The organism is Candidatus Avelusimicrobium faecicola (assembly GCA_900540405.1).
In the GTDB taxonomy this organism is placed as follows: domain Bacteria; phylum Elusimicrobiota; class Elusimicrobia; order Elusimicrobiales; family Elusimicrobiaceae; genus Avelusimicrobium; species Avelusimicrobium faecicola.
Window position 1 is genome coordinate 21,751 of record UQFW01000011.1, and the last position, 6,392, is coordinate 28,142.

The 6,392-nt window shown below is 50.8% G+C and carries 6 protein-coding genes; all 6 read right to left on the reverse strand.

The genetic code is table 11. The features are described 5' to 3' along the window. Positions 1–8: 8 nt before the first annotated feature. The gene (gene cpaB, locus ACQY18_RS02055) at positions 9–761 is read right to left on the reverse strand and encodes a Flp pilus assembly protein CpaB (protein WP_176777310.1); all 753 of its coding nucleotides are present in this window, start codon (positions 759–761) and stop codon (positions 9–11) included. Between the two features lie 49 nt (positions 762–810). Further along, positions 811–1,299 (reverse strand): TadE family protein, encoded by a 489-nt coding sequence (locus ACQY18_RS02060; protein ID WP_428038653.1) that lies wholly within the window; start codon positions 1,297–1,299, stop codon positions 811–813. Positions 1,300–1,314: 15 nt separating this feature from the next. After that, on the reverse strand, positions 1,315–1,539 hold the full coding sequence (locus ACQY18_RS02065; RefSeq protein ID WP_176777312.1) for a hypothetical protein: 225 nt from the start codon (positions 1,537–1,539) through the stop codon (positions 1,315–1,317). Between the two features lie 24 nt (positions 1,540–1,563). After that, on the reverse strand, positions 1,564–1,749 hold the full coding sequence (locus ACQY18_RS02070) for a hypothetical protein (RefSeq protein WP_176777313.1): 186 nt from the start codon (positions 1,747–1,749) through the stop codon (positions 1,564–1,566). A gap of 3 nt (positions 1,750–1,752) precedes the next feature. After that, the gene (locus ACQY18_RS02075) at positions 1,753–2,718 is read right to left on the reverse strand and encodes a hypothetical protein (protein WP_176777314.1); all 966 of its coding nucleotides are present in this window, start codon (positions 2,716–2,718) and stop codon (positions 1,753–1,755) included. 15 nt (positions 2,719–2,733) lie between these two features. After that, a partial coding sequence (locus tag ACQY18_RS02080; RefSeq protein ID WP_428038654.1) for a FlgD immunoglobulin-like domain containing protein occupies positions 2,734–6,392 on the reverse strand: 3,659 nt, incomplete at its 5' end.

Here is a 6,392-nt window from a genome sequence, read left to right on the forward strand (position 1 = left end):
GTTCCTGTTTATTGAAATAATTTTTCAAACGTTGCAATTTCCATCAGGTAGTTGGTACCGTCGCCATGAGAGCGCAAGATGACGGAAACGTCCCCTTCGGATTGCGCCAACGCCAAATACTGCGCATCGCGCGGAGAAAGTGCCAAAGACAAGGTGGAGCTATCCGTATAAGCGGCGGCTTCGTCTTCTTTACTGCGCATACCAGCCGCGCTTTTAGCATCCAAACCTTGGCCCAAGTTGGCCCCTACGCCCAATACCTTAATGTTCTGCAAAAGGGTGACGGTCACTTTTTGGCGCGCGCCGTTTTTCATTACGGCTTCAAACGTCAAAAGAATATCCACGTTATCATCCGGCTTAATCATACCGGCCACGGTGGAATCCACCTTAATAATAAAACCTCTCATCTGCACCGGGATTTTGCTGGAAAGCCCCGCTTCCGGCGATAAAGAAGTAATAGAATACTTGGAAATTTGGTTGCCTTTGGGAATTTGGATACGCGCCACCGCGTTTTCCACAGCCTTAAAATCGGCATCCGTGGTGTAGGTCAGCGCATCTTTTTGCACATAGGCGGAAGGTATCGGCACCCATTTGATAGCATCGCGCTTAATCACTTCGCGCTCTTTAATATCCCGGATAGGGACCAAGACGCGTTTAATGGTTTTGGACGCGTTGAGCTTGCTGGATTGGCTGTTTACAATCATGGCATAAACTACCGCCGCGCCAATGGCAAGGATTAACGGCAACAAAATTCCTTTTTTCATGAACTCTCCTTAAAAAATTTCCTTGTATATTATAATTAAATCAAATCTGTTATTGTTTGTCTGCACTTAAATACATTTTTTCAACAGGCATCCTGGCTACGGCCTCTATATTGCGTATCCCCTGTTTGCGGGGTTTACTGGCCAACATAAAACTGGTGCCCGGAAAAATCAGTTTTATGGGGTACGTCACCGTCACCACAATATCCTGGTGTTGGTGGGGCGAAAACCGCGGGTCCCGCCCGGTGGTTTCCATTTTTACCCTTACTTTTATGCGTTCCCCCGCCGCGCCGAATACTTTGCGCTTGGCCCGGGTAATGCTTTGCTGAACCGTAAGGCTGTTGGGCCGGCCGCTGGGTTCCTTTACAGCCACCATAGCCCCGATACGAGCAAATTCATAGGAAGCATGGTTTGCAATCAGCGTGTGATAAGCGATATTGCCGTATTCCAGGATGAAAAAAATCATCAACATAAATACGGGCAAAATCAACATTAATTCCACGGTCACTTGACCGCCACGCTCCCTATGAAAAAGCCTCATTTTTTATCCTAAAAACTACTCAATGCTGTTGACGCCGCCCAAGATTTTCTGTTTGATGCTGTCAAATACTTCCGGCATCATTTTTTTAACCAAGGTGCCCACCAACAACGCAATACCCACTACAACGCCCAACATCAAGATATACTCAATGGTGTTCTGCCCTTCTTTCTTTTTCATGCAAGAAATGGCGGCGTTTTTAATGGCTTCCAGCTTGTTTTCCAAGGCAATAATAAACTTCATTTGCGTTCCTCCTAATTTGTAAAATCAATTTGCTTCGTATACTTCCAAAATCACTTTAGACCCCTGTTCAAACTGTTGGGGAATAATGTGGGAATAAAACGCATAAAAAGCCAAAAAAGCACTAAATAAGGCCGCCGCCGTAATGACGTATTCTATGGCAGTTTGCCCTTTTTTGTTTTTTACAAGCGTTGTTTTTTCCCCATGTTTCATACGTTAAAATTGGATGCCCACCGCAATCTGTTGCGAGGTTCCCAGCGCCCCAAACGGCGTGACGGCATAGTCAATAGAGGCCCCATAGCCAAACAATTCAGAGCTGTAAATACCAAACCCAAAGGATACTTTGGAGGTTTCATCCAACCCTAAACTTTGCAGCCCTTTGCTGGTGCTGATACCCGTGTTGTCGCGCGTATAATACCCCACGCGCAAATCAAACCGGGCAACCGATAACAAATCTTCCGGGATGTGAACTTCCAACCCCACGCCATAGCGGGCGTCGTCGTCGCGGTAGTCCATATATTCGCCGGAGATAGTAAAGTAGCGGGTGTTCAAATCCGCCCCCAGGCGCAAACCGCGGGGCATATCGTCTTTATCGCCGATGTTCACAATGGCGCCGCCTAAACCCAACCAATTTACCAGGCGCAATTTGGCGCCCACGTCAAACCCTACATTGGTGTAGCGGTTGGAGTCCAGCTTTTCGTTAATATATTTAGCGGTACCGCCGATTTGCAATTTTTGGTTAAAGAACCCGCGCGCCAAAGACAAGCTGCCCACAAAGTTTTGCACCGGGTGGGAGCCGGAATACTGCGGGCGGCCTTCCGTATCGCGGTAATCAAAGCCGCTCATATCCATATAGTTGAGCGTGACGCCGATAATGGTTTTACCTATCGGTTGCAAATAGCCCAAGGTGCGGGCTTTGTAGCCTTGCAGGTAGTCCAGGTACGAAAACTGCAACTCGCGCGACGTGGCCGACGCGGCCCCGGCCGGGTTCCAAAACAAGGCTTCCGGGCCGTCCGCAATAGACACATACGCATTCCCCAAGGCTTGCGCACGCGGGGAGCCGGCATCAATCTTTAAGAACTGGCTGGCACTGGTGCCGGCCCAGTCGTTAATAGCATAGGCCGGAGCGCTGAACAAACCGGCGGCTAAACAAGCGGCTAAAACTTTTATTTTTATATTCATATATTACTTTTTACCTTACGGAATCAAAATTTTCACTACTTTTTGGCAGTGTTCGCGGCCGTTTTGGGCCTTAAAGTCCACCAATCCAAAGTACACACCGCGGGCCACTTTTTTGCCGTGCTGGTTGGTTTTATCCCAGCGGCAACGCAGGGCCGCATTGCGGACGTTGGCAAACGTGGTTTCGTCCACTTTATCCCCGCTGATGTTATTATCGGGGCTGAAAGACAGCGTTTGCCCAATGGTGGTTGTATAGTTGTTGGCATCCACGCAGGTATATCCGCTATCGCGAATCAGCGTGCCCGCCAAGGTATACAACTTGATAGACATAGTACCCGGCACCGGCATTTTGGTAATTTCCAACGTGCCGTAGGGTTGGCGCAACGGGTTGGGATAGAAGAATACCGTTTTCTCCCAATCGGAGCAGACAAAGCGGCCGTCCCCAATGGCAATAGTAGCTTTATGCAGGGTTCTGTATTGGTCTGCATCCGCCACATAATTTACTTTCCAGTCCGCGGCATCCAAAGCGGCATCATCCCCAGGGATAATTTCGCCCGTAATGGTATCAATATCGGCAGAGGCCGTGGCCGTGACGAAGCGGAACGGATACGTCCCGTCCGGCACTTCCTGCTGGGCATAATCGCGGCCGTCCCATTCCTCGGTAATTAAGGTAGTGGAAGGGCGAATCCCCACAATACTGCGCACGAGGACTTCGTTAATATCTTTTACTTCTTTACCCGTGGTGGGGTTGCGCAGGGTACCTTTTTGATAATCGTAAACCGTGGTACCGGGCTTAAAGATTTGGATAGCTACTTTCATAGGTACGGAAATTTGGTAGCTTATCGGTACGTTTTGCCCGCGCACCGCTTGGGCATAGCCGTCCACTTCCAAGAGGTCAAACACTTTTAACAGGTCCGCATTTAAGGAAATGCTCTTGACGGTTTCCTGATACAAGTTGGCATCCGGGTAGTTTTTGGCAATAAAGCGTACTTCATACACGGCCGATTTTACATAATAGCCGTTGTCGTCCGTACCATCCCAATACACTTTGCGGGTGACGTTCGGGTCAAAGTTGCCGGTATTCATAACGGTTGTGGTGGCTAAATGTTTGCAGACATCCCCCACTTGGTTATTTTTCTGGCTACCGTCCGTGGCGGTGGTGGTGCAGACGTTCGGTTTCAACGCTACAATCTGCACGTCTACCGTAGCCGCGCGGGATACCGCAAAGTTGATTTCATACGGCGGCACAAATACCGGCCCGCTGGATACGTTAAACAGCTGGGGCTGGTTCGGGTATACCGCGGTGGAGCCGTCCAGGAAGAACACCGGGCCGCGGGTCACGTTAATGCGGTAGCTGGGTTTTTCCGTAGCGTAAATGAAAGACTCTTGTTTTACATCAGTCGCTTTGGTAAACGGTTCCAACGTGTCAGCATTATAGTACACAGACACCGGTTCATTGGAGCGGGCAGAAATGTAGAACGGATATTGGCCGTCCGGCACCATTTCATACGCGCAGGATTTCAAATCGGTAGCGCCTTTGCACTGGGCGGAAGACGGGTTGTAGAAATACAGCGCATCCCATTCTTCCACAATGCGGGAGCCTTCGCCGGGGCGGGTGGAGCTGGCGTCAAAGGTTTTGACGGGCTGCAAGCGCACATCCAACGCGGCAGAGCTGTTGGCCGGATAGTTGGTAAAGGTGGTATCGTTTACATAAATACATTTGGTACCCGTAGAGGCAATTTTGCTCGGGTCCACATGGCCGGCAGTAAACACGCCCGCATGGTCCGCCGTATTACATACTTTAGGCGGCCACACGCTCATGGCTTTGGTGGTAGTGGTATTGACGGACACTACCTTATATTTATTTTGGGCACGGCAGGTAGCCAGCGCATCCGCTTCCGTAATGCCCGCGCACTGGGCGGCCAGTTCGGCCTCCGTTGCCAGCGTGACGGTTTTTTGGGTGACAACTACCGTCGTTATATTATTGTTGAACGTGCGTTGGGTGTCGTAAGTGGTGCCCACCGTGGCAGACGGCACATACGCCGTGGTGGTAGCCGTAGTCGGCCCGGTGGCAGCTTCGGTATTTTTTAACGTATTATTTACCGGGATTACCACATCTTTATTATAAATGTTTACCTGCACATTCATTGCTTTAGAAAGGTAATAGCTAATGGTGGCTTTCGCCTCGCTATCGCCATACACGTCCGTTGTGGCAACGTCTACCACATGGTACAAGTCCACCGGGAAAACCGCCGTAGCCGTGTTGACCATATCCGGGAACATACCGTCTTTGGCTTTTACGGCAAATACATAGGTACCGGGGCCCACCATACGGCCGGCGTCGTCGCGGCCGTCCCAACTTAACGTATTAATTTGTTGGGCTACGCCGGGTTGACCCTCCGCGGGCGTTAAGTGTTTTACCGTAAGCCCGGCGGTGTTTTGCACCTCGGCACTGGCGGTAGAATCACGCGATAAGATAAATTTGAATACAAACGGGTCCAACCCATACACGGTGGGGCTGGAGCCTACCGTGGAATAGCTGACCGGCTGAATGGTAATATCCACAAGGCCGCGTTCCACCGGCATAGTGCCGATAGTATAATTGACCGTTTTAACACCGCTGTAAACCACATTGGCCGCATTGGTGTAGTTTTCCTGATACGGGATTTCTGCCCACAGCACATAAACATAGTTGCCGTCCGGCATGGGGGCACCTTTTATAAAGGTTTTTCCGCCCAACGCCGCAATAGCCGTCGTGCCGTTGCAGGTGGCATCGTCCATACAGGTACCGTCCCACTTAGTAGTATAAGTGGCGCGGGAACCGCGTTCTTCTACGGACGAATACACCCGGTACCCGGTACCCGCTTTAATAGTGGGAGAGGCGGCGTTCCCATTGGTGGGCGTGGTGGTATTTACAAATTGAGTGCCCGGCGTATACACTTCAAAATAGACCTTGGAAGATTCCGTGGGTACATATTTAATGGTGGCATACGCGGTAGATTGTTTGTTTAAGCCCATTACCACCACATCCGTCAGTTTCAAGGGGTCCAAAGACAGCTGACGGGTGACGGCGCGGGAAAAGTCAATGCCCGGCCATTCGTCTTGAGATTTGGCTTGAATGGAAATTACATAGTTGCCGGCAGGCAGTAAGCGGCCGGAATCGTCGCGGCCGTCCCAAGAGTCAAATTCCACTAATTGCTTATCGGAATCCGCCCCTTTCATGCCTTCGCCCAAGCGGGGTTTCCAATCCACCAGTAAGCGGCGCCGGTTGCCGGTAGCTAATTTGTCCGGAGTAGCCGTGCCGGTGTATGAGCTGCCGCCCGTCGTTTCGGCATCGTAAATGGCAATACGCACATCGGAATCTTTACTCAAGCGGTAAGCCACCGTGTACGGTTGGGCGGAAACAGACGTAATGTTCCCCACCACCGTAGGCGTGCTGCGCACGGTGTGTACGTTGGTGACATCCACCTGTATCGGGATTTGGTTTTCGCCGGGGTACGGGATGGTGGAATCAATATTAATTTTATCTACGGTGATGTTATCGCCGGGAACGTCGCTCTGCACGGTAGCGCGGAAACCGTATTGGCCGTTGGTTTTGCCAAACTCCCCGCTGATTTCGTAAGAGCCGTCCCACCCGGCGCAGAAAGACATGGGGGAGCCGTATTCTCTGCCGTTAT

Bases quoted from the DNA above. Each gene is read 5' to 3' on its own strand.
- ACQY18_RS02070 (WP_176777313.1), bottom strand. From the start codon at position 1,749: ATGAAACATGGGGAAAAAACAACGCTTGTAAAAAACAAAAAAGGGCAA.
- ACQY18_RS02060 (WP_428038653.1), bottom strand. From the start codon at position 1,299: ATGAGGCTTTTTCATAGGGAGCGTGGCGGTCAAGTGACCGTGGAATTA.
- ACQY18_RS02065 (WP_176777312.1), bottom strand. From the start codon at position 1,539: ATGAAGTTTATTATTGCCTTGGAAAACAAGCTGGAAGCCATTAAAAAC.
- ACQY18_RS02075 (WP_176777314.1), bottom strand. From the start codon at position 2,718: ATGAATATAAAAATAAAAGTTTTAGCCGCTTGTTTAGCCGCCGGTTTG.
- cpaB (WP_176777310.1), bottom strand. From the start codon at position 761: ATGAAAAAAGGAATTTTGTTGCCGTTAATCCTTGCCATTGGCGCGGCG.